The 26444-nt window shown below is 41.3% G+C and carries 29 protein-coding genes; 26 read left to right on the top strand and 3 right to left on the bottom strand.

Annotated elements, in window-relative coordinates; all coding sequences use genetic code 11:
* The first annotated feature begins 58 nt into the window (after positions 1-58).
* From TES1_RS01210 to TES1_RS01240, 7 genes are all read left to right on the top strand, one after another.
* Entirely contained in the window at positions 59-937 is an 879-nt protein-coding gene (locus TES1_RS01210) for an MEMO1 family protein (RefSeq protein ID WP_042679491.1), read from the top strand.
* A gap of 97 nt (positions 938-1034) precedes the next feature.
* Entirely contained in the window at positions 1035-2036 is a 1002-nt protein-coding gene (locus tag TES1_RS01215; RefSeq protein WP_042679492.1) for a mevalonate kinase, read from the top strand.
* Positions 2033-2833, top strand: a complete 801-nt coding sequence (locus TES1_RS01220) for an isopentenyl phosphate kinase (RefSeq protein WP_042679494.1) — start codon at positions 2033-2035, stop codon at positions 2831-2833. The genes TES1_RS01215 and TES1_RS01220 overlap by 4 nt, the downstream gene beginning before the upstream one ends.
* 35 nt (positions 2834-2868) lie before the next feature.
* Positions 2869-3990: a type 2 isopentenyl-diphosphate Delta-isomerase gene (gene fni, locus TES1_RS01225; RefSeq protein ID WP_042679496.1), complete on the top strand. Its 1122-nt coding sequence runs from the start codon at positions 2869-2871 to the stop codon at positions 3988-3990.
* An 83-nt stretch (positions 3991-4073) separates the two neighbouring features.
* The gene (locus tag TES1_RS01230) at positions 4074-5399 is read left to right on the top strand and encodes an RNase J family beta-CASP ribonuclease (protein ID WP_042679498.1); all 1326 of its coding nucleotides are present in this window, start codon (positions 4074-4076) and stop codon (positions 5397-5399) included.
* A gap of 4 nt (positions 5400-5403) precedes the next feature.
* Positions 5404-6432 carry a polyprenyl synthetase family protein gene (locus TES1_RS01235; protein ID WP_042679500.1) on the top strand — a complete coding sequence of 343 codons (1029 nt, stop codon included), beginning with the start codon at positions 5404-5406 and terminating at the stop codon, positions 6430-6432.
* Complete coding sequence (locus tag TES1_RS01240; RefSeq protein ID WP_051408154.1) at positions 6432-7052, top strand: DUF3267 domain-containing protein; 621 nt, start codon at positions 6432-6434, stop codon at positions 7050-7052. Before TES1_RS01235 ends, TES1_RS01240 begins: the two co-directional genes overlap by 1 nt.
* A 138-nt stretch (positions 7053-7190) precedes the next feature.
* Here TES1_RS01240 and leuS read toward each other — a convergent pair whose 3' ends face one another.
* Both leuS and TES1_RS01250 read right to left on the bottom strand, forming a co-directional pair.
* A complete protein-coding gene (leuS, locus tag TES1_RS01245; protein WP_042679502.1) occupies positions 7191-10067 on the bottom strand; it encodes a leucine--tRNA ligase in 2877 nt (958 codons plus the stop codon).
* Positions 10054-11319 (bottom strand): RNA-guided endonuclease InsQ/TnpB family protein, encoded by a 1266-nt coding sequence (locus TES1_RS01250; protein ID WP_265100811.1) that lies wholly within the window; start codon positions 11317-11319, stop codon positions 10054-10056. The genes leuS and TES1_RS01250 overlap by 14 nt, the downstream gene beginning before the upstream one ends.
* A gap of 218 nt (positions 11320-11537) precedes the next feature.
* Here TES1_RS01250 and TES1_RS01255 point away from each other — a divergent pair, with 218 nt between their 5' ends.
* From TES1_RS01255 to TES1_RS01290, 9 genes are all read left to right on the top strand, one after another.
* Positions 11538-12122, top strand: coding sequence for a 50S ribosomal protein L15e (locus TES1_RS01255; RefSeq protein WP_013466427.1), 585 nt, complete (start codon positions 11538-11540; stop codon positions 12120-12122).
* Positions 12123-12294: 172 nt separating this feature from the next.
* Positions 12295-12750: an RNA-binding protein gene (locus TES1_RS01260; protein ID WP_042679505.1), complete on the top strand. Its 456-nt coding sequence runs from the start codon at positions 12295-12297 to the stop codon at positions 12748-12750.
* Positions 12747-13382 (top strand): Ribonuclease P protein component 3, encoded by a 636-nt coding sequence (locus TES1_RS01265; RefSeq protein ID WP_042679507.1) that lies wholly within the window; start codon positions 12747-12749, stop codon positions 13380-13382. The genes TES1_RS01260 and TES1_RS01265 overlap by 4 nt, the downstream gene beginning before the upstream one ends.
* Before the next feature lie 200 nt (positions 13383-13582).
* Positions 13583-14704: a cystathionine gamma-synthase family protein gene (locus tag TES1_RS01270; RefSeq protein WP_227738497.1), complete on the top strand. Its 1122-nt coding sequence runs from the start codon at positions 13583-13585 to the stop codon at positions 14702-14704.
* Positions 14697-15728 carry a methylenetetrahydrofolate reductase C-terminal domain-containing protein gene (locus TES1_RS01275; RefSeq protein WP_173391282.1) on the top strand — a complete coding sequence of 344 codons (1032 nt, stop codon included), beginning with the start codon at positions 14697-14699 and terminating at the stop codon, positions 15726-15728. The genes TES1_RS01270 and TES1_RS01275 overlap by 8 nt, the downstream gene beginning before the upstream one ends.
* A gap of 21 nt (positions 15729-15749) precedes the next feature.
* On the top strand, positions 15750-15944 hold the full coding sequence (locus tag TES1_RS11065) for a hypothetical protein (RefSeq protein ID WP_227738498.1): 195 nt from the start codon (positions 15750-15752) through the stop codon (positions 15942-15944).
* On the top strand, positions 15925-16686 hold the full coding sequence (locus TES1_RS01280; RefSeq protein WP_227738499.1) for a 5-methyltetrahydropteroyltriglutamate--homocysteine methyltransferase: 762 nt from the start codon (positions 15925-15927) through the stop codon (positions 16684-16686). The genes TES1_RS11065 and TES1_RS01280 overlap by 20 nt, the downstream gene beginning before the upstream one ends.
* Before the next feature lies 1 nt (position 16687).
* Positions 16688-17704 (top strand): methionine synthase, encoded by a 1017-nt coding sequence (locus TES1_RS01285; RefSeq protein WP_042679509.1) that lies wholly within the window; start codon positions 16688-16690, stop codon positions 17702-17704.
* Positions 17705-17714: 10 nt separating this feature from the next.
* Positions 17715-18767: an aspartate kinase gene (locus TES1_RS01290; RefSeq protein ID WP_042679511.1), complete on the top strand. Its 1053-nt coding sequence runs from the start codon at positions 17715-17717 to the stop codon at positions 18765-18767.
* A gap of 71 nt (positions 18768-18838) precedes the next feature.
* Here the strand turns inward: TES1_RS01290 and TES1_RS01295 are convergent, their stop codons facing one another.
* On the bottom strand, positions 18839-20179 hold the full coding sequence (locus tag TES1_RS01295; protein ID WP_042679513.1) for a TrpB-like pyridoxal phosphate-dependent enzyme: 1341 nt from the start codon (positions 20177-20179) through the stop codon (positions 18839-18841).
* A gap of 420 nt (positions 20180-20599) precedes the next feature.
* Between TES1_RS01295 and TES1_RS01300 the strand changes: the two genes are divergently transcribed.
* The 10 genes from TES1_RS01300 (at position 20600) to pcc1 (ending at position 26444) form a co-directional block, all read left to right on the top strand.
* A complete protein-coding gene (locus TES1_RS01300; RefSeq protein WP_042682637.1) occupies positions 20600-20959 on the top strand; it encodes a ribonuclease P protein component 2 in 360 nt (119 codons plus the stop codon).
* A 149-nt stretch (positions 20960-21108) separates the two neighbouring features.
* The gene (gene psmA / locus TES1_RS01305; RefSeq protein WP_042679515.1) at positions 21109-21891 is read left to right on the top strand and encodes an archaeal proteasome endopeptidase complex subunit alpha; all 783 of its coding nucleotides are present in this window, start codon (positions 21109-21111) and stop codon (positions 21889-21891) included.
* A gap of 10 nt (positions 21892-21901) precedes the next feature.
* Positions 21902-22612 (top strand): ribosome assembly factor SBDS, encoded by a 711-nt coding sequence (locus TES1_RS01310; protein WP_042679517.1) that lies wholly within the window; start codon positions 21902-21904, stop codon positions 22610-22612.
* Positions 22609-23376, top strand: coding sequence for an exosome complex RNA-binding protein Rrp4 (gene rrp4 / locus TES1_RS01315; RefSeq protein ID WP_042679519.1), 768 nt, complete (start codon positions 22609-22611; stop codon positions 23374-23376). Before TES1_RS01310 ends, rrp4 begins: the two co-directional genes overlap by 4 nt.
* Complete coding sequence (rrp41, locus tag TES1_RS01320) at positions 23360-24103, top strand: exosome complex exonuclease Rrp41 (RefSeq protein ID WP_042679520.1); 744 nt, start codon at positions 23360-23362, stop codon at positions 24101-24103. Before rrp4 ends, rrp41 begins: the two co-directional genes overlap by 17 nt.
* Before the next feature lies 1 nt (position 24104).
* Complete coding sequence (rrp42, locus tag TES1_RS01325; RefSeq protein WP_042679522.1) at positions 24105-24917, top strand: exosome complex protein Rrp42; 813 nt, start codon at positions 24105-24107, stop codon at positions 24915-24917.
* Between the two features lie 142 nt (positions 24918-25059).
* On the top strand, positions 25060-25320 hold the full coding sequence (locus tag TES1_RS01330; RefSeq protein ID WP_096325220.1) for a 50S ribosomal protein L37ae: 261 nt from the start codon (positions 25060-25062) through the stop codon (positions 25318-25320).
* A gap of 29 nt (positions 25321-25349) precedes the next feature.
* On the top strand, positions 25350-25499 hold the full coding sequence (locus TES1_RS01335; RefSeq protein WP_013466441.1) for a DNA-directed RNA polymerase subunit P: 150 nt from the start codon (positions 25350-25352) through the stop codon (positions 25497-25499).
* Between the two features lie 67 nt (positions 25500-25566).
* A complete protein-coding gene (locus TES1_RS01340; RefSeq protein WP_042679527.1) occupies positions 25567-26205 on the top strand; it encodes a ribosomal biogenesis protein in 639 nt (212 codons plus the stop codon).
* Positions 26202-26444: a KEOPS complex subunit Pcc1 gene (gene pcc1 / locus TES1_RS01345; protein ID WP_042679529.1), complete on the top strand. Its 243-nt coding sequence runs from the start codon at positions 26202-26204 to the stop codon at positions 26442-26444. Before TES1_RS01340 ends, pcc1 begins: the two co-directional genes overlap by 4 nt.

Raw genomic sequence — 26444 nt, forward strand, 5'->3', positions numbered from 1 at the left:
CTATTTTTAACCAAAATCCTATAAGCTCTTCTGCATAATCTTCTTTTGGGTGGTGGTGATGACTAGATATCCTGCCGTAGCTGGCAGTTTTTATCCCGCTGATGAAGAGCTGGTGATAATGCTTGAGCGCTTTTTCAGGGACTTAGGAGAGCTTGGCAGTGAGAGGAGAATAGCAGCTGGGGTTGCTCCTCATGCCGGTTATGTCTTTTCAGGCTATACAGCTTCAAGAACATACAAAGCGATTTATGAAGACGGTCTTCCAGAGACATTTGTCATAATAGGGCCTAACCATACAGGCTTGGGCTCACCTGTTGCTGTATATCCAGAGGGGGAGTGGCTTACTCCGCTAGGAGAAGTTGAAGTTGATGCCGAATTAGCCAAAGCAATTGTTAAGAATTCCAGCATCGCTGACTTGGATGAGCTGGCTCACAAGTATGAACACTCCATAGAGGTTCAACTGCCATTTATACAGTACATAGCTGATAAGGCTGGTAAGGAAATCAAAATAGTGCCAATAGCTTTAGGGCTACAAGATGAAGAAGTTGCTGAAGATTTAGGAAAAGCCATTTTTGAAGCTTCCCATGAGCTTGACAGAGATGTTGTTGTAATTGCTAGCACAGATATGATGCACTATGGCTACATGTACGGCTATATTCCTTTCAGAGCAAGGGGAGAAGATCTGCTCGGCAGAATTAAGGAATGGGACTTCAGGATTATTCAGAAAATCCTAGAGTTTGACTACAAGGGCATGTTCGATGAGATAAGGAAAATGGATCATACGATGTGTGGCCCAGGTGGAGTTGCTACTGCAATAGTGTTTTCAAGATTAGCTGGAGCCCTTGAAGCAGAGCTTTTGCACTACACTACCAGCTTTGAAGTCAGTAGAAGTACAGATGCAATAGTTGGCTATGCGTCGATTGTTATGAGAAAGCCTTGACACCTCTCTCTTACTATTTTGAGACCAAAAGGAAAATAAATCTTGGGCTTTAAATTTCTTAGGGGTAAATTTCACTGGATTTAATGGAGGGTTCAAAATGAGAGTTCTTGCATCAGCTCCTGCTAAAATTATTCTTTTCGGTGAGCACAGCGTCGTTTATGGGAAACCTGCCATAGCGGCGGCTATTGATTTGAGGACATACGTTTGGGCTGAGTTCAACAAGAACGGAAGGATTAGGATTGAAGCAAAAGACATTAGAGTACCTGGCTTAACTGTTTCGTTTTCTGACAAGGAAATCTATTTCGAAACTGATTACGGAAAAGCTGCAGAGGTTTTGAGCTATGTAAGGGAGGCAATAAATCTGGTAATGGAAGAGGCTGGACAAAAGAAGGGAGTTACTGTTTCAATTACATCTCAAATTCCTGTTGGTGCCGGTTTAGGTTCCTCAGCTGCTGTAGCAGTTGCAACAATCGGTGCGGTTTCAAGGCTTTTGGGTCTGGAGCTCACAAAGGAAGAAGTGGCAAAGCTTGGGCATAAAACTGAGCTTTTAGTCCAAGGAGCTTCGAGCGGAATTGACCCGACGGTTTCAGCAATTGGTGGCTTCCTCTATTACGAGAAGGGAACTTTTGAGGAACTACCAGCAATAGAACTGCCGATCGTTGTTGGATACACTGGTTCAAGCGGCAGCACCAAGGAATTAGTTGCAAAGGTAAGGAGGAGTTTTGAAGAGATGCCAGAAATTATAACTCCAATCTTGAACTCAATGGGTAAGCTTGTTGAGAAAGCTAGGGAAGTTATTCTGGCAGACTATGATAAAGAACTTAAATTCCAGCTTCTTGGAAGGCTTATGAACATAAATCATGGCTTACTTGATGCTCTTGGGGTCTCAACAAAGAGCTTAAGCGATTTGGTGTATGCTTCAAGGGAAGCTGGTGCTTTGGGGGCAAAGATTACGGGCGCCGGTGGTGGGGGATGTATGTATGCATTAGCTCCAGGAAAGCAGAGTGAAGTTGCTACGGCAATAAAGATTGCCGGTGGAATGCCCATGATAACAAAGATCAGCAGAGAGGGTCTTAGAATAGAGGAGGTTGAGGAATGATAATCATCAAACTTGGTGGAAGTGTAATAAGTGACAAAGAGAAAGAATACTCATTCCACAGGCATATAGTCGAGCAGATAGCTGAAGAAATTGCTCAGTTTTACCCAGATGAGAGCTTCATATTGGTTCACGGTGGTGGAAGCTTTGGACATCCAAATGCTAGGGAATATAAAATCACTGAAGGGCTTGTTGGAGATGTTGATAGAAAAAGGATTGGTTTTTCAAAGACGCATCAGGCAATGCTCAAGCTTAATGATTTGATAATTCAAACTTTCTTAGAGAAAGGTTTGCCTGCTTATTCTGTCTCATCATCCTCAATATTTTTACTTGAAAACAAAGAGGTAGTTTATGGGGAACTTGAAATACTGAGAAAACTCCTTGAGCTTAAATTTATCCCTGTTTTGTTTGGAGACACAGCAATAGCCCTTGATAAGGGCATTGACATTCTCTCTGGCGACCAAATAGTTAGCTATTTAGCAAAGATGCTCAAGCCGAGCAAAGTGATCTTTTTGATGGATGTTGATGGCATTTATGACAGGAATCCGAAGGAAAGAGATGCAAAGCTAATTGAAGAGCTTAATGTTGAAGAAATAAGACATTTACTGGAAAGTTCAGAATCAGCTGGAATTGATGTAACTGGAGGAATTGGAAACAAGCTGAGAGAGGCTCTAAAAATAGCAAAGCACAGTGAGGTTTATTTCATTAATGGGAAGGTTAAGGAAAATCTGGGCAAGGCAATACGAGGAGAGAAAGTTGGCACAAGGCTTAGAAAACTTGAGCATCCAAAAATCTCTTAACTTATTCCTTCACCTTTCATTTAGGAGGTGCTTTTATGGATAAGGAGGAGCTCACGATAATCAGGAAGTTTGAGCATATCGAGCACTGTTTAAAGCGGCAAGTTGAGGCTCATGTAACCAATCAATTTGAGAACATTCACTTTGTCCACACTTCTCTCCCAGAAATAGATAAAGATGAGATTGATTTGAGCGTTGAGTTTCTTGGGAGGAAATTTGACTATCCGATAATGATTGCTGGAATGACAGGTGGAACAAGAGGCTCTCAGCTTGCTGGAAAGATAAACAAAACTTTAGCTAAAGCTGCTCAAGAGCTGAACATCCCCATGGGGGTTGGAAGTCAAAGGGCAATGATTAGGAAGCCAGAAACCTGGGAAAGCTATTACGTTAGGGATGTTGCACCAGATATCTTCCTTGTTGGAAACTTAGGTGCTCCTCAATTTGCTGAGACAATGCCAGATCGCTATGGTATTGAAGAGGCACTAAAAGCTGTTGAGACAATTCAAGCTGATGCTTTAGCTATTCACATGAATCCTCTCCAAGAGAGCGTCCAGCCTGAAGGAGATACTCAATACAGAGGAGTTCTCAAAGCGCTAGCTGAACTTAAGAGTGAATTCCCCTATCCTATAATAGCAAAGGAAACGGGTGCTGGAGTTTCAATGGAAGTTGCAATAAAGCTTGAGAGCATCGGAATTGATGCCATTGACGTTGGCGGTCTTGGAGGCACGAGCTGGAGCGGCGTTGAGTACTACAGGGCAAAGGACGAGAGGAGCAGAAATCTGGCCTTAAAGTTCTGGGACTGGGGAATCCCCACAGCAATTAGTGTTGTGGAAGTTAGATATGCAACTGACTTGCCAATAATAGCGACAGGTGGAATGAGAGATGGCATCCAAATAGCTAAAGCTTTGGCTTTAGGAGCAAACTTGGCTGGAGTTGCTTTACCGCTTTTGAAGCCTGCTGTCAAGGGAGATGTTGAGGCAGTAATTAAGATCCTCCAGCGATACATTGATGAGCTCAGAAATGCCATGTTCCTCGTTGGAGCAAGGAATGTGGAAGAGCTTAGAAAAGTTCCACTGGTGATTACAGGCTTTGCAAGGGAGTGGTTGGAGCAGAGAGTTGACTTAGCTGAGTTTCTCAGAGTAAGCAGGAGAAAAGCTTAGCTTTTTAAACCTTGCCTTCAATTATTACTTAGCTTGGCCTTATGCTCGTGAGAGCTTAGAGGTCAAACACGGGAGGAAAAGAAATGATAAATATTTACACTTTAGGCGGTTACGAGGAAGTGGGTAAAAACATGACAGCTGTTGAATACAACGGGGAAATTGTGATAATCGACATGGGCATTCGCTTGGATAGGGTTCTCATTCATGAGGATGTTAATTTGCAACAGATGTCCTCTAAAGAGTTAAGAAAGATAGGTGCAATTCCAGATGACACTCCAATTAGGAATAAAAAAGTTGTTGCAATTGCCTTTTCTCATGGTCATCTTGATCATATTGGTGCAGTGGCAAAGTTAGCTCCTCACTATCCAGATGTCCCGATTTATGGAACCCCGTATACGATAAAGCTTGCAAAGAGTGAAGTCAAGAGCGAACAGTATTTTGAAGTTAAAAACCCAATGTATGAGACTCAGTATGGCGAAATTGTTCAAGTTAGTGAAAATCTGGCAATTGAATTTGTTCAGATAACTCATTCAATTCCCCAATCTTCGATAGTTGTTGTTCACACTCCAGAAGGTGCTGTGGTTTATGCATGCGATTACAAATTTGACAATAATAGCCCTTTGGGAGAAAAGCCTGATTACAAGAGGCTTAAGGAAATTGGTAAGGAAGGGGTAAAAGTTTTAATTGCGGAATCCACAAGGGTTGCCGAAGAAACAAAGACTCCAAGTGAAGCGGTTGCAAAGATGCTCCTTGAGGATTTCTTTTATTACGATGGTATAGAGGAGAAAGGTTTGATAGCCACAACATTTGCTTCTCATATAGCTCGTCTTCAGGAGCTTATAGAGATAGCTAACAATATGGGAAGGCAAGCTATTTTGGTTGGTCGTTCCTTGGCAAAATACACCGGTATAGCCAAGCAGCTTGGACTGATAAAAATGAAAGGCTCGAGGGTTTTAAGAAGCCCCAATGCAGTTCAAAAAGTTCTTAAGGAAGTTTCTCAGGCAAGAGAGAATTATCTTTTAATTGTCACTGGACATCAAGGAGAACCTGGTGCCATTCTTACAAGAATGGCTAATGGGGAGCTTTATGATATAGGCAAAGATGATACTGTTGTCTTTTCTGCAGGAGTTATTCCAAACCCTCTTAACATAGCCCAGAGATATGCCTTAGAAACCAAGTTGAAGATGAAGGGTGTTAGAATGGTAAAGAATCTTCACGTTTCTGGTCATGCCTCAAGGGAGGATCATCGTTATCTGATTAAGATGCTTAATCCAGAGAATATTGTACCAGCTCACGGAGAATTTAGAATGTTGACTCATTATGCTGAGCTTGCGGAGGAGGAAGGATATTTAATTGGTAGAGATGTGTTTGTCTCAAGAAATGGATATAAGGTTGAGATCTCGAGGTGATAATATGAGCAAGTTTGACATACTCTTCAAATCAATAAAAGAAAAAGCAAAGGTTGTTGATGAAGTAATCTTTGAACTTTTGCCTGAAAAAGAACCAAAAGAACTGTATGGGGCAACGAGACACTACCCTCTAGCTGGAGGAAAAAGAGTCAGACCTTTCGTTGTTCTCACTGCTGCAGAAGCTGTTGGTGGAGACTGGAAAAAAGCCCTCTATCCAGCAGCTGCTATAGAGATTCTTCACACTTATACGTTAATTCATGATGACATCATGGATATGGATGAAACAAGGAGAGGCAGACCAACAGTTCACAAAGTATGGGGCATCAATATGGCAATCCTAGCTGGAGATTTAATGTACTCTGTTGTCTTTGATGCGGCAACAAAAGCTCCAGTCAGGGCAGAAAAGATCGTTGAAATTGTCAGAGCAATAGCAAGGGCAGGTATTGAGATATGTGAGGGACAGGCTCTTGATCTTGAGTTTGAGACAAGAGAAATAGTCACAATTGATGAGTATCTCAGAATGATTGACGGTAAAACAGCAGCTCTCTTTGATGCATCTGCAAAGATTGGAGGAATAATTGGAACAGACAACCAAGAATATATTCAGGCTCTGTCTAGATATGGAAGAAACGTAGGACTGGCATTCCAAGTTTGGGATGATGTCCTTGACTTAATTGCCGATGAGGAGAAGCTTGGAAAGCCAGTTGGAAGCGACATAAGGAAGGGGAAGAAAACGCTTATAGTTGCTCACTTCTTCCAGCATGCGAGCGAAGATGATAAAGCTGAATTCTTGAAGGTGTTCGGCAAATACGCTGGAGATGTTAAGGGCAGAGGTATAATCGAGGAAGACATCAGAGAAGAAGTCAGAAAGGCGATTGAACTGCTCAAGAAGTACGGGAGCATTGAATATGCCTCGAGATTTGCCAAAGACTTAGTAAAGGAAGCTAAAGAAGCTTTGAAAATCCTTCCAGAAAGTGAAGCAAGGAAAAATCTTGAGTTATTAGCTGATTTCGTAGTGGAGAGGGAGTATTAGTGGATGCTCCTTACTCCCTTCGCTTGAATGATTACGAGGGGGAAATAATTTCGCTGGCTTTCATTTTATTTGTTTTATCTGGTTTAGTTTTGAGTCCGCTGAATTTCAGCATTAACTTTGCATCTTTTTGGAGTGTTTTACACTATTTGCTCCTTCCGTTAATTTTTGTTGTTCTAGCTCATGAAGGACTTCATGCTCTAGCTGCAAAGCTCTTTGGAGCTAGGATTGGATTTGGTATTTCAGTTTTTGGAAAAATAAATTTGGCTCCATATACTGCCGTGAGAACTCCTCTAAGAAAGAGGGAGTGGATTTATACCATAGTTTCACCTATTTTGCTGTCTATCATCGCTTACATTCTCGCCTTCACCTTGCAAAGCTCATGGTGGGGAATTGTTTTTGTTTTTAACACCTCTGGCCTAGCTGGTGATTTGTTAGTTTTGCTAATTATTAGTAAAATGCCTGATGACGCTTTAATTGTTGATGAAGGAGTCGTGATGAGGTCCACACATGAATTCCCAAGAATTTCGAGGAGAGTTTCCATGATTATCAAGATTTTTGCTTTAGCTTTGCTGCTCTATATCATTTTGAACTTTAGGGTTGAGGTTGTTGTGGAAAAGTGAATTAGTAGTGTGTTATTTAATATTGCGTTATTAACTGCTGAGTATCTTGCATCCAAGTTAATGATTCTTGGTTTTATCTCCCCAATAATTTGGGTCTCTAAATAAGAAAGAAAAGGATTGGTGTAAAGAACATAAAGCTCACTCAATAAACACCGCAGGCTTCATTGGCATTGCCTGTTTAGCTTTTCCACCTTTGTCTTCCTCTGGATTAATGATTATTTCTAAGCCAAGCTCCTTTTCGATGAAGTCTTTTGCTTCTCTCAATGCTTTCTCCTCATCAATGCGCTTTATCTCAAAAGCCCTCTCTTTTATCAGCTTGTTCACTAAGTTTGCCACTTCTTTGCCCTTCTTTCTCATCTCTGGGTCTTTCATAACTTCGCTCATTACGGCCTTAAAGTCTCTCTTCTCTGCGACAATCTCAGCAACTTTCCACTTCCACTCTGGGGCAGTGTAGATGTAAGCCCTCTCTGCATCTTCCAGCTTTGCAACCTTTATTATCTCCTTGATGTCCTCAATCAGCGACTTGATATACTCCTCTTCTAGCTCTATTATCTCGTTCCACCACTCTGGATTTGGCTCAGGCCATTTAGCCAAGCTGACAAATCCATCTCCACCTAGCTTTTCCCACAGCTCCTCACAGATGTGCGGTGTAAACGGTGCCATTAAGCGAACCCATATATCTGCTAGTGTTCTCAAGACATAGCGCTTTGCTTCGTCGTCTCTGCCTTCAGTTCTCCTCATGTACCATCTCAAGTCGTTCAATATGCTGTAGAATGCCCACTGCACTGCTGTTCTCGTCCTAAACTCTTCCAAGGCTTTAGTTGCTCCCTCAATTGCCTTATTTAGGCGGTGCAGCATCCACTTGTCAATGTCTTTCAGCTCGGCTGGCTTTGCCTCATATTCAGCAAATTCGCTTATTAGCTCATAGAATCTCTCTAGCTGTCCTCTTAGCTTAGATACTTCCTTACTTCTCCAGTCAAAGTCGCTGTCATGCTCGGCCAAGCTCATTATGTACAGCCTTACGACATCAGCTCCATTCTCGTTTATTGCATCAATGAAGTTCAGCACGTTTCCTTTGCTCTTGCTCATCTTCTTGCCTTCCAGCGTTCCATAGCCGTTGACGGCTATTCCCTTTGGCCAGTGCTCTCTTCTGAACAGTGCTACGTGGTTGAAGACGAAGAACGTCAGGTGGTTTGGAATCAGGTCTTTGGCAGAGCATCTCCAGTCCAGTGGATACCAGTACTCAAACTCATCTTTCATTTCCTTGATGACCTCTGTTGGAATTCCAGTCTTTTCGCTTAGCTCTCTCTCTTTCTTCTCGTTCCTCTCCTCTAGGAATATGTAATCGAATAGCTCTGGAATCAGCTGCTCCCCTTTGATGCCGTACTTGTTAATAGCTCTTGAGATTGTGTAGTATGCCATGTAAATCGTCGAATCGCTCAAGCTCTCAATTACCCATTCTGGGTCCCATGGCAGGGGAGTTCCTAACCCAATCTTTCTTGCACATGCTTTCTTCTCTATCCAATCAAACACCGCTCTAAACTGGGCTCTTCTTGACTCTGGAATTATCTTCATCTGCTCCAAGCACTCAAAAGCCTTGGCTTTCCACTCTGGGTTTCCATAGTCAATGAACCACTGGTCGTGGATTATCTTAACCACAGCTCTGTTTCCAAACCTTGAAATGACGTTCTTTTCAGCAAATTCATACATGATGTCGGCGATTCCTTTCTTCTTCATGTCTTCAGCGACTAAATCCTTAACTTTGCTCACTGGAATGCCCTTATATGGCTCAATCTTGAAGATTCCCTTGTGATACTCAGCTTTGTATATTGTCTTTGTTGCCTGTTCCAGCTTTTCTTTGTCATCTTGGCTCTTCACTCCCAACTTTTCTACTTCCTCAACTGCGGGGAACTCGCCGTAACCTTCTAGCTCAATCAGCGAGATATACGTAATGTTCTCGACGATTCTTGGGTCAATATCGTATTTCAGCAGAATCTCTGTGTTTCTCTTTAAATCTTCCAAAGCAGCATGATCAAATGGTGCATGCGCTGGAACACTCATAACAACACCGGTTGCGTTGTCTGGGTCAACGAAATCTGCTGGCAGAATTATTATCTCATCTCCAGTAACTGGGTTCTTTACGTATTTGCCTATTAGCTTCTCCCCCTTGAACTCCTCCAAGACTTCAATCTCTTTATCTTGGAAGCTCAGCTTATATGCTGCCTCTTTGCTGACTACCCATATCTCTTCCTTTCCTTTGTACCTAACCTTTGCTTTTACATATGTGGCGTTTGGATTCAGCCACATGTTAGTTACTCCATAAACTGTCTCTGGCCTTAGCGTTGCTGCTGGCAGGTAGATAATCTCTCCGTTCTCCTCCAAGATGAACTTAATCAGAATGTACTCTAAAATTGGAACATCTTCTCCATCCATCAAATCGTGGTCGCCAAGAGGTGTTCCGACAACTGGATCCCATCTAACCCTGTGGGCTCCTTTAACTATCAGCCCTTTCTCTTTTAGCCTCAAGAACTGCCAAGTTATAAAAGCATTGAACTGCGGATGCAGTGAAGTTGTGTGAAATTCTCTGCTCCAATCAACGCTGAATCCAGCCCTGATGAAGGTTTCTTTTGCTGCTTTCATGAAGTATTTGACGATGTTTATTGGATCTTCAAAAGTCCACAGAATTTCTTCTGGCACTTTGTAAACATCCCTGTAAACGAAAATCGTCTGAGGATCCCTATTCTTAATTCTTTCAGCAATTCCAACTATTGGAGAACCTGTGATGTGCCATGCCATTGGGAACAAAACATTGTAACCCTGCATTCTCTTGAATCTCGCTATAACATCTGGGATTGTGTACGTCCTTGCGTGTCCAACGTGCAGATGTCCTGATAGGTATGGGAAAGCAACTGTGATGTAGAACTTTGGCTTATTTTTATCTATCTTTGGCTCAAAGATTTTCTCTTCGTTCCACCTCTTCTGCCACTTTTCCTCAATAGTCCTAAAATCTACCATACTCTGACCTCCTTATGGTTGTTTGAACATCAAAAAGAGCATGCACAGAGAATTTTTGAGAATGCCAAATAGGGGGATTATCGAAGAAATACTCAGCCTTGATAGTTGAGAACTCGATCCCGTTCTGGAATTTTCCCTTCCAGCCTCCCGTCTTCATTGGCTGGCTTTCGGGGGGAACGGAGACTCCCCACATCTTCAGGGCTTTTAAACGAATATTCCAACTCCCAATAACATCTCTATTGGTTTTCAAACCACAATTTGAACACTCTAGAATACGGTGTCCTTTCGGGCTTAGTTTGTTCCCACATATCGGACACCGTGAGGAGGTGTAGGAAGGATTAACAAAGACGACTTTAATCCCATTTAGCTTGGCTTTATACTCAATGATTGATTGAAGTTTCCTAAAACTCCAGCGGTGAAGCCTGCCATTCATTTTAGCAGAATACATAATCGACTCCCTAATTTCAGTCAAATCCTCTAAGGTGATTCCACCATAACGTTTTGCAAATTCAACGATTACATTAGCAATTTTGTGGTAAAGGTCATTAAGCCTGTTCTTCTCCCGCTCTCCATATTTTTGCAGTAACGCTTTCCTTCTTTTACCTGTTCTAATCTTCTTTTGAATCTTTCTCCTCTTTACAAAGTAACCAGTCCTAATTTCTCTTTCGTGAGTTATTATTTGAACAAACTCCCCATTTGGAATGCTGAGTGTAACATTATTTTCGTTCAAATCAATACCAATGAAGGATTTAGGCTCTCCAATTTCAATCTCTTTGGAAAAAACTATGTTGATGAAAACACCCTTTGGCGTCCTAACCAGCCAAGCTTGACCAACTCTCCAATCCTTGAACTTCTCGTGGTATTTAGCTGGATAAAACTCTAAAGAAATCCTCCCATTTGGAGTAGACAGCCTTATTATTCCATTCTCAAGGTCGAGTTTGAACAAGTGATCGTCCAGCATTATAACATCTTTCTTGAAAACTGGTTTTCCCTTAGCTTTCCCTTTTCTTCTTTTCTTACGGTATGATTTAAAGATGGAAGTTGCCATCTGACATGCTGTGTAGATATAGTGTGATGGTAGATATAGGTATCTGTTTCTTAGCTCTTTATACTTCGCATTTTTAAGCCTATAAAAGCTTGTAATGTTCCTGTCATAAACGTACGATATCAACTCATTAACAATCTGCTTATAAATTAAGAAAAGCTCATCTAGCTCAATAGGGATTTCTTTTAACCTGAACTTCGACGTAATTTTTATTGTTTCTTGACTGGAGAAGGTACTCCCCCCTCATTGGCATCGCCATAGATTTGGAATTGGAGTATTTAAAAGTTGTGGTCGTTCTCAGTTTGAACAGAAGGAATCGCAACTTTTAAAAACTCAAACTCTAAACTCACCTCGACTAGGCGGGGGAACCCGCGGGATGTTCCGCTCTGCGGAGAACCACAAACAGCGAAAGCGAGGTGGAAAGAATGGGAATGTACAAATACATTAGGGAAGCTTGGAAAAGCCCAAAGAAGAGCTATGTTGGACAGCTTTTGAAGGTTAGAATGATTAAGTGGAGAAGGGAGCCAAGCGTTGTTAGGATTGAGAGACCAACAAGACTTGACAGAGCAAGGAGCTTGGGCTATCAGGCAAAGCAGGGTTATGTAATCGTTAGGGTTAGAGTTAGGAGAGGAGGAAGAAAGAGACCCAGGTGGAGGGGCGGTAGAAAGCCCTCAAAGATGGGTATGGTAAAGTACTCACCCAAAAAGAGCCTCCAGTGGATTGCCGAGGAAAAGGCAGCAAGAAAGTTCCCCAACCTTGAAGTTCTCAACTCCTACTGGGTTGGCGAGGATGGAATGTACAAGTGGTTTGAGGTTATAATGGTTGACCCACACCACCCAGTTATTAAGTCCGATCCTAAGATAGCTTGGATTGCAATGAAGGTTCACAAGGGTAGAGTCTTTAGAGGTCTCACAAGTGCGGGTAAGAAGTCAAGAGGACTTAGAAACAAAGGTAAGGGCGCTGAGAAAGTCAGACCAAGCATTAGAGCAAACAAGGGTAAGGGTAAGTGATTTGCTTTTCTTATTCTCTTTTACTTGGATTAGCCTCTTTTAGCGTGCATTTCTAATGATTTTTCTCCAATAGGTTCAAATTCGTGAATTTGACGATTTTGAGGAAAATGCTTAAATTTTATGACCAATATATTTTAAAGTGAGAGCGTGAAAAATGTTTGAGGTGAGAGCTATGGTAAAGCTTCAAGCTCATAGTGTAAAAATTAGGACATTCATTCACGCAACTGAAGACCCTGAGAAGGTGCTAGAGGCATTAGAAACCTTATTTCCTGAGGATTTATCTCCTCGAGATGTCGACTTCGAGATAATTGAGACAGAGGGTTACTTTGGAAATCCAATCCTTGTCATGGACGCAGAAATTAAGAGAAGCAAAAACGTAAGAAAATTCCTTGAGAACCTCAAAGCTCTGCTTAGTGAAGAGGATAAAGCCTATCTCATGGAGCATGCTGAAGAGAAAGTCGACGAGACTGGAACCTTCTATATCCGCTTTGATAAGCAGAGAGCATACTTAGGAGAAGTCAAGGTTACGGAAGGTGAAGATGTAATCCATGTAAGAATTAAGGTCAAGGCATTCCCAATGAAGAAAGAAAGCGTCGTAAAATCAGTTAAGGAGTGGCTGAGCGAATGAAGTTCATCGAGATGGATGTGAGAGATGAGAAGGCTTATGAATTAGCTGAGGAATGGTATGATGATATTGTCTTTACAAAAAAGCTCCCATTAGACGGCAGTCCAGATTATGAAAAGCTGAAAGAGGAAATCAGAGAGCTCAGAGAAAAGTATGGAAAAGTAGCCCTTCTCGTAATCACAAACAAACCCTCGCTAATCAGAGAACTCAAAAACCGGAACCTCAAGGCTTTAATTTATGTTCAGGGGGGCAATATGAAAGTTAACCGCTTTGCTCTTGAAATTGGAGTTGATGCTCTTATAAGCCCAGAATTTGGAAGGAGAGATAATGGATTTGACCATGTTCTTGCAAAAATTGCCGCAAAGAATGACGTTGCAATTGGCTTTTCTTTATCCCAGCTTTTGAGGGCAAACCCATATGAGAGAGCCAATATTTTGAAGTTCATGATGAAAAACTGGCAACTTGTTGAGAAGTATAAAGTGCCAAGATTTCTCACATCCTCGGCAGAAAGTAAGTGGGAAGTTAGAGCTCCGAGGGATTTAATGAGTTTAGGAATTGCCTTAGGAATGGAAATTCCTCAAGCAAAGGCTTCAGTTAGTTTTTATCCTGAAAAAATTCTCGATAAAAAGCTTTGATAGACTTGTAGGTTAATGAAGCTTACTTTATGTTGTTGGGTTTGTTATTTTTCAGGCTCATTTTTAGTTCTAGGGTTAGATTATATAATTTTCTTGGTTTTTTATGTTACTATCTCAAGTTTTATAACTACTGCGACTATTTAATACCAAAAAATATGTCGAAAAATATATAAACATTATATCCAAACCTTGGCGAGGAGGTGATTGAGCTTAGAGACGTCAACTTTAATGCTCTCCACATGCCAATTTATCAGACTGTCGTCTTCAGACAGCCGGGGATAACACAAACTTCTGATAGAGGATTTGAGCTAAAGTACTCTCGCGAAGAGAATCCAACAGTCAGAGAGCTGGAATTAATGTTAGCAGAGCTTGAAAAAGGCAAAGATGCTTTAGCCTTTAATAGTGGAATGGCTTCAATATCGGCTTTATACTTAAGCTTGCTAAGAGCAGGTGATGAAATTGTGCTCTCAATGGAGGGATATGGAACTACAATTCAGCTTGCCCAAGAGTTTAAAAAATTTGGCATCAGAGTAAAGCTCGCTTATCCTGATGCTGACAGTATTGTAGGGACAATAACAGAAAATACGAGGCTTGTTTTTCTTGAAACAATGACAAATCCAACCTTAAAAGTTATAGATGTTCCTGAAGTAATAAACCGGGCAAAGGAAACTGGTGCTCTTGTTGCTGTTGATAATACCTTTACAACACCACTCCTCTATAATCCCCTTGAAGATAAAGCTGACTTCGTAATTCACAGCCTCACAAAATACATAGCAGGTCATAATGACGTTCTTGGGGGTAGCATAATATGGAAAAAGAGCGAATTCAGCGAAATGCTGTGGCACTGGAGGAGAAGGCTTGGGGGGATAATACAACCTCTTGAGGCTTGGCTTATAAAGAGAGGGTTAAAAACCCTCGAAGTGCGTTTTGAAAAGCAGAGCAAAAGTGCCTTGGCTATAGCAGAATTTCTGTGTGAGCATCCAAAGGTTGAGCGTGTTATGTATCCTGGCTTAAAGAATGATCCCTATCACTCAACAGCAGTAAAACTCTTCAAAAGAAAACTCTTTGGAGGGGTAGTCACCTTTGAAATAAAGGGAGATACTAGAAAGTTCTTGTCATCTCTTCGCGTAATATTTCCATCTCCTTCTCTTGGAGGAACTGAGAGTCTTGCAAGTTGTCCAGTGATAAGCGCCGCCAAAACAATGAGTGAGGAGCAAAGAAAAATTCTAGGCATTACACCAAGGCTAATACGGCTGTCTGTTGGTTTGGAGGATGTTGATAAATTGATTGAAGATTTAGACAAAGCCCTAGGAGGTGGTTGAACTCAGGATTTTTGGGTGTCCTAAGTCACTCTTGAATGGTCCGTGTGGTGGAGCATTTAACGGAAAGTGTGAAGTAAATGAGAATCACTGTCCATGGCTGGGGGTACTTGAAAGAGTTCACTACCTCGATGGAGCAGTGTTATTCAATGAACATCCTATACTTATGGAAATAGAAAAGATACCCAGCAGAGACGTCAAGCCAAAGAATTCAAACTTCTGGAGTCAGGTCGAGAAAGGCAAAGCACTGAGCGTTGAATTTCCAATAGCGGCTGTTAGGGATGAAGTGGAGATAGCGAGGGTTATAGCAAAAACAAATTCAGATCTTTACACAATCCCCGATAATCCCCTCGGTTGTCCTCACTTCTCTTCAACAGCTTTTGCAACACATTTAAAGCACTTTGGAATTGAAGTTATGCCACATCTAACAGCAAAGGACAGAAATCTAACGGCCTTAACAGCAGAACTTAAAACAGCTGTCCTTTTCAACTTTGAGGTAGTTCTCTTGACTACAGGAGACTGGCCGAGTCTTGCTTTGCCTAGTAGGCCAGTATTTGACCTCGATTCTGCAAACATGATACGTCTAGCTAGACTCATTTTTAATGGAGTTTTACCAACAAAGGAAACTTTTGAAGTAGAGGAGAGGCCAAGAGTTGCAGGTGCAATGAATCCCCACTATAGACCTAGAGTGGAGGCACAAAGGATTGCTAGAAAGCTCATAGCTGGAGCTGAGCTGTTTTTTACCCAAGTGGTAGCAACCAAAGAAAGTGTCACTAGGATTAAAGAAACATTCATTGAGCTGAAAAAATACATTAATGCTGAGGTTCCAGTGATGGTTTCTCTCCTATATCCGATAAGTGACGATATTAAGCCTCTCCTCAGAAAAATGGGCACCCAAACTGGAGATGATACCTTTGAGGAAGTCCTTGAGGAAGTAAAAGCTCTTGATGTTGCTGGAGGTGTTAACTTAATCATCCTATCGAGAAATCTCGATGTTTGGTTAAAGCCTCTGGAGAGAAGCGTATGAAAAGATTAAGGAGGTGCTTAGATGAGAATTATTCCTGCTTTAATTGGAAGCTTGCCAAGACCACTTGGATTGGCAAAAAAGATTGAGCTATACAATATTGGAAGACTAAGTGAGGAAAAGCTTGAGGAGGCATATAGAGACTATACTAGAAAGGCATTTGGGAAATTAAAGAAGGCTGGAATCAAAGTAGTCACTGATGGTATGTATAGGTGGTGATGACATCTTTAATCCCCTAATAAGATATGTAGATGGGATTGAGGTGAATGGCCTCTTCAAGTTTTATGAAAACAACTTCTTCTACCGCTCACCTGTTGTTAAGGGTGAAGTTAACTTGCTTGATAATCCAATTCCAAAATGGGTAAGCATTGCAAAGGAAATCCTTGAGGAAGTCTACCCAGAGGCGACCTTAAAAGCTGTCCTTCCGGGCCCAGTAACTTTGGCATATCATTCTCTAAATGAGTACTACGAGAACCTTGAGGCACTTGCTAGAGATTATGCCGAGAGAGTTCTCACACCACTCATAAAGGAGCTTGAAGTTGAAATTGTAGAACTTCAAGAGCCAGCTTTGGCATCGGAGCTTTCAAGAGCAACGAGGGAAGATGAAGTTCATATACGTAGGGAAGTTGCAAAGGCTACTATTGAAGAATTAGGCAAAGTCAAGAAGCTGTGGGTAGTCACGTACTTTGGAACTCCACAAGTGATACCTGAAGGGGTAATTCTCAATGTAGATCTTGTGGAGGGTTCACTGCCTGATGGAGTGAGCGGTGGAATAGGTCTTGGTGTTGTTAACGCTAGAGAGACAAAAATGGAGAGGGCAGATAGGATTAGAGACAGACTTCTTAAATTCTCGGGGAATTTCTCGAGAATCTATGTAACTCCGAGTACTTTGCTTGATTTTCTCCCAGAAAGTGTAGCCTGGAGAAAGCTGAGACTTTTAGGGAGGTTAGGAGGTGAATAAAGTGGAACTTCCAATACTCCCTACAAGTGTTATCGGTAGTTATCCGAAGCCAAGATGGCTTCTAAGACAATACAAACTTTATGAGTTTGGAAAGATTCCCGAAGAAGATTTTAAAGAAGCCGTTAGGGATGCCAGCATTGCAGTGCTCAGGGAACATGAGAGAGCGGGAATCGATATCCCATGGGATGGAGAAATGGGCAGGAGTGAGATGACGGAATATTTTACATCTAAGATACATGGGTTTAGGTTCTATGGGCCAATTAGAGTTTGGGGTAACTTCTACTTCAACAAGGCATCTGCGGTTAGCAAACTTGAGTATAGAGAACCTCTTGTGCTCGATGAATTTAAATTTATCCAATCAGTTACAATAAAAGAAATAGTTAAAGTTCCCATTACCGGCCCATACACCCTGGCAGAATGGAGTTTCAACGAATATTATGACACCAAGGAAGATTTTGCCATGGACTTAGCAAAAATTCTCAACAAAGAATTCAAGCTTCTCGAGAAAGAAGGTGCGAAGTTCATTCAAATAGACGAACCAGCAATCCTAAATCACCCAGATGAAGTGGAATGGGCTGTTGACGTTGTAAATAGGGCAGTTAAGGGTCTGAAGATTAAAGTAGGTATGCACGTTTGTTATAGTAACTATTATCTTCTCGCGGATTACTTTGATGACCTTAATGTCACCCAGTTTGCCTTAGAGTTTGCTAACAGGAACTTCAGAGATATTGATTTCCTCAAAAAGCTTACTCATCAAGAGCTTGGCTTCGGTGTTGTGGATGTTCACAATCCACGCATTGAGAGCCCTGAGGAAGTTGCAAGAGCCATAAGGAAGGTCTTCAAGTACATAGAGCCTGAAAGACTTTACATAAATCCTGATTGTGGCTTAAAGTTGCTTTCGAGGGATATAGCATACAGAAAACTTGTCAATATGGTCAAGGGTGTCGAGATAGTGAGAAAGGAGCTTGAGAGGGAAGGGAAAACCAGCATACCCCTTAGAACCCTAAAGGACATTTGAGGTGTCATTAATGAGAGTTGTTGTAAAATTCGGAGGCAGTTCATTGAGATACGACTTTTATGATGCAGTTCAGTTTGTAAAGATGCTGGAAGATGAAAATGAGGTTGCAGTAGTTGTTTCAGCACTCAAGGGAGTCACAGACAAGCTTGAATTACTATATAAAACTGGGGACAAGAAGATTCTTGGAGATATATTGCTTGATTATATAAATTTTGCAAAAAAACACGGTATCAGCATAGATGCTATTAAACTACTAGCGGAGGAATTATCCTCCGCACTTAGCTTAAATTTTCCAAATGACAAAGTTAAGAGGGATTTTCTCCTGTCTTTTGGTGAGCTCTTTTCAGCTTCCATTTTTGCCCAAGCCATAGATGGTGTATTGATAGAACCCTGGGATATTATAGTAACTGATGGGAACTTTGGGAACGCAGAAGTTGACATTACCAAAACAAGAAACCTTTTTGCCTGCGTTAGAGACCTTATGGAAGATGGAAAGGTTCCAGTAATTCCAGGATTTATTGGAGGTTTTCGAGGCTTTAGAACAACTCTTGGTAGAGGTGGGAGTGACTATACAGCAGTTGTAGCGGGAATTTGTATTAAAGCAAAAGCTGTATTGATAATGAGTGACGTTGAGGGGATATACACTGCAGACCCGAAGGTAGTCAGAGAGGCAAAGCCAATTCCCTTTGTTTCTTACGATGAGGCTCTAATTGCCTCAAAGTTTGGCATGAGAGCAATACAATGGAAGGCTGTTAAACTGGCAAGTGAGAATGAAGTTCCCCTTCTTTTTGGCAAGACAAAAGGGTGGTGGATGGGGACATTAGTTTCCAAAGAGAGTTCTGGAATGCCAATAATTGCCTATAGACTTAGGGACACTCATGGCATAGTCGGTGTGGTAAATGCATATCCAAGAGTTCCTTACGAGAGAATTTCTGAAGGAGAAAACTGGGTTGCTTTTAAGGTACCAAAAGATGAAACTGAAAAAGCTGTTAGGGAAATACATAGAGAAATTATGGAAAAGTATTTGCCATTTACTAAAGTTATCAGTGTAATTGGGACTTGATTCTGAGTTTGGATAATGTATATGATTAATAAGGAGCAAATAAGATAAGGCTGAAAAAGTAAAAAGCAAAACTAAATGCTCTTCAAAATTGAAAACTCCTTAGGTTCGTAGTCCTTAAGTCTCCCTTCAAGGAAGTCTTCATATCCTTTAAGGTCAAGCAATCCGTGTCCACTTAAGTTGAAGAGTATAACTTTTTCCTCTCCCTTCTCCTTTGCCTCCAAAGCCAAATCTATTGCCCCTTTAATTGCGTGAGCACTCTCTGGTGCTGGAACGATACCTTCGGTTCTTGCAAATAGAACTGCCGCCTCAAACACTTCTGTCTGGTGATATGCCCTAGGCTTAACTATACCATGGTTTATTAAAATGCTCAGTGTTGGAGCTAAGCCGTGATACCTCAAGCCACCAGCGTGGATTGGGGGGACATAATAGGTGTGCCCTAATGTGTGCATCTTTATCTTTGGCGTTAGCCTTCCGCTGTCTCCGTAGTCATAAGTGTAAACTCCTCTCGTCATTGATGGTGCTGCTCTCGGCTCTATCGCATAGAACTCATATTCTGTTTTGCCCTTCAAAACATCTCTAACGAACGGATAAGCTAAGCCACCAAAGTTGCTTCCACCTCCAACACAGCCAATGATTGTTGTTGGCTCTTCACCAAGCAGCTCCATTTGAAGCCTTGCTTCCTCTCCGATAATTGTCTGATGCATTAAAACGTGATTTAAAACACTACCCAATGAATAGCGGGCATTTTCATCATTCAAAACATCTTCTATAGCTTCACTTATTGCTATTCCTAATCCTCCTGGATGGTTGGGGTCTTGAGCTAAAAACTTCCTTCCGACGTTTGTTCTATCACTTGGCGATGGAAAGATTTCGGCTCCATAAGTCTGCATTAGTATTTTTCTGTAAGGCTTCTGCTGGTAGCTTGCCCTTGCCATGTACACCCTAATCTTCAGTCCAAACAAAGCCCCTGCTAAGGATAAAGCTGTTCCCCACTGACCTGCGCCAGTTTCGGTGACTAATCTTTCAATACCCTGATTTTTAGCGTAATAAGCCTGAGCTAAAGCTGTGTTTATTTTGTGGCTTCCTGTTATCGTTGCTCCTTCATACTTGAAGTAAATCTTTGCTGGTGTTTTGAGAGCTTTTTCCAAGTGTGTTGCTCTAAATAGTGGTGTTGGTCTTCCAATCTTGGCATACATCTCTAAAATTTCCTCTGGTATTTCAATGAACCTTTTACTGCTTATCTCTTGCTTAACTAGCTCTTCAGCAAAAATTCTCTTCAGCTTCTCTGGATTTATTGGCTCGTCTGTCTCTGGGTCTAATGGGGGTGCCAACGGCTCTGGCAAATCGGGCAAAATGTTGTACCACTTCTTTGGCATTTCTTCTGGCTTCAAAACGGCTTTAACTTTCTCCATTTAAAACCACCTCCGTAGTTTTTGTTCAAAAAAAGTCCCAAAAGTGAGGGAATAAGAGTTAGAAAAACTAATCCCGTTAATTGTGTAGGAACGGATAGAGCAAACTAACCTTAAGTTGTTAGATCCAAATAAAAGCTTTCCAAAAACACTCCCTCCAGACTACACTAAAAGACGAGCCAAAAACAATCCCGCTCTTCAGCTATAAAGCTAACCGAGAAACCTAAGAAGCCTTCATTCTCAGCTCCAAAAACAATCACTCCTGACTATCATGGTGCATCGAAGTTTGTAAATGTGTCCCAACTTTAAAAGGTTTTTGGGACCAATTTTGACAGACTGTCCTCTTGATGAGGAGAATATTAGTGCCTTTTTGGCATTTTGCCAAGGACAAAAGCTTTAATATGGTTCTCCCAACTTTCTAACATGAAAGAGAGACCAAAAACTTTACCTCCAACGCTTCGCGACAAACACCGCTACATCGCTTTTCAAGTAATTGGGGAAAGGAATTTCAAAAAAGATGAAATTAAAAAAGCAATTTGGGACGCTTCTCTTAGAGTTCTTGGAGAATTAGGAACTGCAAGGGCAAAGCCTTGGTTCATTAAGTTCAACGAAAAAACTCAAACCGGAATTGTTAGATGTGATAGAAAGTATGTGGAAGAAGTTCGTTTTGCTTTAGCTATGTTAACTGAAATTAGCGGTTCAAAGGCCATAATAAGGACTCTTGGAGTTTCCGGGACAATAAAGCGTTTAAGGATGAAGTTTTTGAAGGAGTTTGGGTGGTAAGACGACAAAGGAGAAAGAACTCCTCTTTCTTGTCCGCATAGAAAAGCTTAATTATCAACTCCAATAACTTATCAATCGGAGAGTATATAAAGCAAAGAGCGGAAGTTTAACTTAATTAAAAGTTACGATAACTCAAGAGGTGATGTAAAATGGCGTTTGTGCCACCGCAGGCTGGGTATGATAGGGCTATAACTGTTTTCAGCCCTGATGGAAGACTTTTCCAGGTACAATACGCAAGAGAAGCTGTTAAAAGAGGTGCAACAGCTGTAGGAGTAAAGTGCAAAGATGGTGTTGTTTTAGCTGTAGAAAAAAGAGTAACAAGCAGATTAATTGAGCCTGAGAGTTATGAAAAGATTTTCCAGATTGATGACCACATTGCAGCTGCTTCAAGTGGTATAATAGCAGATGCGAGGGTGTTGGTTGATAGGGCCCGTTTGGAAGCTCAGATTTACCGCTTAACATATGGTGAGCCAGTTCCACTTACTGTTTTGGTAAAGAAGATTTGTGACCTTAAACAAATGCACACCCAATATGGTGGTGTTAGACCATTTGGTGCTGCTCTTTTAATGGCAGGGGTTAATGAAAAGCCAGAGCTTTTTGAAACAGACCCAAGTGGTGCATACTTTGAATGGAAGGCAGTGGCAATTGGAAGTGGAAGGAACACGGCCATGGCAATCTTTGAAGAAAAATACAGAGATGATATGACACTTGAGGATGCAATAAAGCTAGCTATCTTAGCTTTGGCAAAGACGATGGAAGAACCTTCACCAGATAACATAGAGATTGCAGTGATTACAGTTAAAGAAAAGAAGTTTAAGAAGATAAGTAAAGAGAAAGTGGCAAAGTGCCTTGAGGAGGCTTTGAAAGAAGCTGAAGAAGAGGAGGTTGCAGAGAAGGAGGAAGATTACACTGAATTAGACAGCAACTACTGAGGTGGTGGCTATGCCAATAAGCATTGATAAAGCAGTGATTGCAAGGTTAAAGACACATGGAGAAACATTTGAGATTTTGGTTGACCCTTACCTTGCCAGAGATTTCAAGGAGGGCAAAGATGTTCCAATAGAGGAAATTCTTGCTACTCCCTATGTTTTTAAAGATGCACATAAGGGAGACAAAGCGAGCGAGCATGAAATGGAAAAAATCTTTGGAACAAGCGATCCATATGAGGTTGCAAAGATAATCCTTAAGAAGGGAGAAGTTCAGCTCACAGCCCAGCAGAGGAGAGAAATGTTAGAAGAAAAGAAAAGGCAAATAGCTACAATAATTCACAGGCATGCAGTTGACCCAAGAACAGGATATCCTCACCCAGTTGAAAGAATACTTAAAGCCATGGAAGAGGCTGGGGTTAGGGTAGATATCTTTAAAGATGCTGAAGCCCAGGTTCCAGATGTTATAAAAGCTATTCGCAGATTTTTACCTCTTAAGATTGAGGTCAAAATTATAGCCGTAAAAATACCTGCAGATTACGTAGGAAAAGCTTATGGAGAAGTTAGAAAATTTGGAACAATCAAGAGAGAAGAGTGGGCAAGTGACGGTTCATGGATGTTCCTTATTGAAATCCCCGGTGGAGTTGAAGGGGAATTTTATGAAAAGCTCAATGCCCTTACAAAGGGCAATGTTATAACTAAACTTATAGAGAGGAAGGGACTATGAGAAGGGTTTTTGTACAAAATAGGGAATTAGTGGTTCCAGGAACGCTATTGGCACAGGGACCGTTCAAGAACGGCAGAGGGACTTTTAAAGAGGGGAACAGAATCTACTCAACAGTTGTTGGACTCGTGGACATAAGAAATGACTTCATAAGGGTTATTCCCCTTGAAGGGCCATACATTCCAGAAGTCGGAGACAATGTTATAGGAAAGATAATTGATGTTAAGTTTTCAAGCTGGACTGTAGACATCGGAGCACCTTATCAAGCAACACTAAGAATACAGGATGCTGTTGAAGAGAAAATTGATCTCTTGAAGACAGATTTAAGGAAAATATTCGATATTGGAGACATAATTTATGCGAAAGTGAAAGCTTTCAATGAAGTGAACCAAATTGACCTAACAACTAAGGGAATGCCCTTTAACGGCGGTCCATTAAAGGGTGGACAGATTGTAAAAATAACCCCATCTAAAGTGCCCCGTTTGATTGGTAAGGGCGGTTCTATGATAAATCTAATCAAAAAAATGACCCAGACAAGGATTATTGTTGGACAAAACGGATGGGTATGGGTCAGCGGAAGAAAAGAGGAGCTTGAGAGAGTAGCAATTGAAGCAATACTGAAAGTTGATAGAGAAAGCCATACACAAGGGCTGACTGATAGAGTAAAAGAGCTGCTTTTGACAAGATTGAAAGAGCTCAAAGACCAGGGAATTATTGAGGAAATACCCCAAATAGAAGAGGGTGAAGAAAATGATGGGAAAGCCTGAGAATATAAAGCTTATTGATGAGAATGGAAGGAGAATTGATGGCAGAAAAAAGTATGAGCTCAGACCAATTAAAATGGAAGTTGGTGTTTTGAAAAATGCTGATGGTTCTGCTTATATAGAATGGGGTAAGAATAAAATTCTCGCTGCGGTTTATGGACCAAGAGAAATTCATCCAAAGCACTTACAGAGGCCAGATAGAGCAATATTGAGAGTTAGATACAACATGGCTCCTTTCAGTGTCGAAGAAAGGAAAAAACCCGGACCGGACAGGAGAAGTGTTGAGATAAGTAAGGTCATCAGAGGGGCCCTGGAGCCAGCAATCATACTTGAATTATTCCCAAGGACTGCGATTGATGTTTTTATTGAGGTTCTTCAAGCAGATGCTGGAACAAGAGTTGCTGGAATTACTGCTGCTTCTCTGGCATTGGCAGATGCAGGAATTCCCATGAAAGACTTAGTCTCAGCATGTGCTGCTGGAAAGATTGAAGGGCAGATTGTTCTTGATTTGAACAAGGAGGAGGACAACTATGGAGAAGCAGACGTCCCAGTTGCAATAATGCCAATAAAGAACGACATAACCCTTCTGCAGATGGATGGCTACTTGACAAAAGATGAGTTCCTTGAAGCTGTGAGATTAGCGATAAAGGGAGCAAAAGCAGTCTACCAGAAACAAAGGGAGGCATTGAAGGAGAAATACCTCAAAATAGCTCAAGAGGTAGGTGAGTAAAATGGAAGTTATGGCTTCGATTATGAAAGACCACATCATTGAACTCCTAAAAGAGAAGAAGAGAATTGATGGGAGAGGCTTGGAGGATTTAAGACCTCTTGAAATAAAAGTTAATGTCATTGAAAAGGCTGAGGGCTCAGCATGGGTTAAGCTCGGTAACACTCAAGTTCTCGTTGGAATTAAGCTTGATTTGGGTGAGCCTTTTCCAGACTTGCCAGATAAGGGTGTTATGACAACAAACGTTGAGCTTGTTCCATTGGCTTCACCGACCTTTGAACCGGGCCCTCCAGATGAGAGGGCAATTGAACTGGCTAGAGTTGTTGACAGGGGAATAAGAGAAAGTCAAGCAATTGATCTAGAAAAGCTCGTCATTGTTCCAGGAAAGCTCGTTAGGGTGGTTTTCATTGACGTCCACGTCCTTGACCACGATGGAAATCTTGTAGATGCTGCAGGAATTGGGGCAATTGCAGCTCTGCTTTCAACAAAGATGCCAAAAATTGAATACAACGAAGAGACTGGCGAAGTTGTGATGCTTGATGAGTATGAGCCACTGCCTGTGACTAAGATTCCAATTCCAGTGAGCTTTGCTAAGATTGGAGGAACAATAGTTGTTGACCCAAATCTTGAAGAAGAGCAGGTAATGGATGGAAAATTAACAATAACAACAGACGAGAATGGCCATATCTCAGCAGTGCAGAAGAGCGAAGGTGGAAGCTTCAAGCTTGAGGAAGTCATGTATGCAGTTGATGTTGCATTCAAAAGAGCCCAAGAGATTAGAGAGAAGATTCTTGAAGCTGTAGGAAAGAAGGAGTAGTATTTTTTTGTCTTCTTTTTCTTTTCAGACAAGGAATGCAAGAAAGATTTATAAACTAAATTTTTGTTCTTTAGTTAGGTTTTAGGAAAAGCCTTTTAAATAAAACTCCGCTATACCCTTCAGCTTAAGATCATTAGAGGTGATGCTCATGGCAACTAAAAAGGTTGGTTCGGCTGGAAGATTTGGTCCTAGATATGGTCTCAAGATTAGAAGAAGGGTAGCAGCTGTAGAAGCAAAGATGAAGCAGAAGCACACCTGCCCAGTTTGTGGAAGAAAAGCAGTTAGAAGAATAAGCACTGGAATCTGGCAGTGCCAAAAGTGTGGGGCAACCTTTGCTGGCGGAGCTTATTTGCCAGTCACACCAGCTGGGAAAGTCGCTAAGAGAGTAGTTTCAAGGGCTTGAGCCCTAATAACCCTTTTTTGGTGGGAAAAATGGTTGAAGTTGTTTATAGATGCGCAAAGTGTGGGAAGGAAGTTAAGCTTGATTTGGCTATTACAAGGGAAGTTCGCTGTACATACTGCGGAAGCAAGATACTTTACAAGCCGAGACCTAAAGTTGCAAGAAGAGTAAAAGCAATCTGAACTTTTTTGAAAGTTTCGATTTTTCAAAAAGCTTTTAATTGCTTTGTATTACTTATGAGTGATAGCGATGATGCTGATAACAACCTCACACAGACCTACAAGAAGAACGAGGAGTTTTGGGCATGATTTAGAGAGAGTGTTCCCTAATTCCACCTACCTAACTAGAGGAAAGAAGACAATCCAAGATTTGCTTATGGAGGCTTATGACAGAGGTTATGAGAGACTTTTAATAATAAATGTCTGGAAAGGAAATCCGCTTAAAATGACCTTCATCAAAGTTTCTCCTGACGATTGGGGATATCTCGGCTATCTCTACCTTCATGGAATTAAACTTCAGAGAGAGATTGGTTTTAGAAACATAAGACCAATCCGTGAGGAAATGCCGTTTATTGTTACAACTGCTAAGAGAGTTGGCCTTGACCATATAGCCTTTGCTCAGGCTTTTGCTGAACTTACAAATGGAAAATTCATTCCAAGAGGGGATAAAAGCCTGACTTACATAGCGGACAAATACAACACGGATGTTCTTGGTGTTGTTGAGAGACATCCAAGAGGAATGGCAATCAACTTCTATCGCTTGGATATAACAAAAGAAAGACCAGTTGGACCACTGATTAGTGTGAAAATCTGGATTATGGAAGATGGGAGGAGATGGGATTACAAGGAGGCGTTGGGCATTAAAGTTAAGAGGAGAGAGCGTGAATGAATAGAATAAAGGGAACCATAGAGATTGAGTTCCCAAGTGAAGAAATTGCGAAAATTGTTTACGAGAGCGTTCTTTTTGAGCATTTAAGTGTTCCTTATCGGAGAAGCAAAATTGAATTTAAAAGGGAAGGGAATAGAATTGTTTTACAATTTGTGGCTAAGGATAACTCAGCTCTAAGGGGAACTCTCAATTCCTATTTAAGATGGATTAAAGTTGCTATGGACATTGCTGAGATATAA

Origin of the sequence: Thermococcus paralvinellae (genome assembly GCF_000517445.1) — an archaeon.
Classification (GTDB): domain Archaea; phylum Methanobacteriota_B; class Thermococci; order Thermococcales; family Thermococcaceae; genus Thermococcus_B; species Thermococcus_B paralvinellae.